At 64.2% G+C, this 321-nt stretch carries 1 protein-coding gene; it reads left to right on the plus strand.

The genetic code is table 11. From position 1 onward, the window contains the following. Positions 1-321 (plus strand): GDP-mannose 4,6-dehydratase (locus NWP09_RS13445; protein ID WP_258275969.1); only part of this gene is annotated, 321 nt, incomplete at both ends.

Raw genomic sequence — 321 nt, forward strand, 5'->3', positions numbered from 1 at the left:
CCCGAGTCCTCGTTACCGGCAGCGACGGCTTCGTCGGCTCGCATGTCGTCGAGGAACTGGTGAAGGCCGGCGCCCGGGTCAAGGCGGTCGTCTATTACAACTCCTTCAACTCGTGGGGCTGGCTGGATACTTTGCCGGGCGACGTCATGGAGGCTGTCGAAGTGGTCGCCGGCGACATTCGCGATCCGCATTTCATGATCGCTGCGGCAGCCGGCTGCACCGACGTGCTTCACCTCGCGGCGCTTATCGCGATCCCCTTCTCCTATGCGGCGCCGGAGTCCTACGTCGAGACGAACGTCCGCGGCACGCTGAACGTACTTC

Source organism: Agrococcus sp. HG114, from assembly GCF_024723325.1.
In the GTDB taxonomy this organism is placed as follows: domain Bacteria; phylum Actinomycetota; class Actinomycetes; order Actinomycetales; family Microbacteriaceae; genus Agrococcus.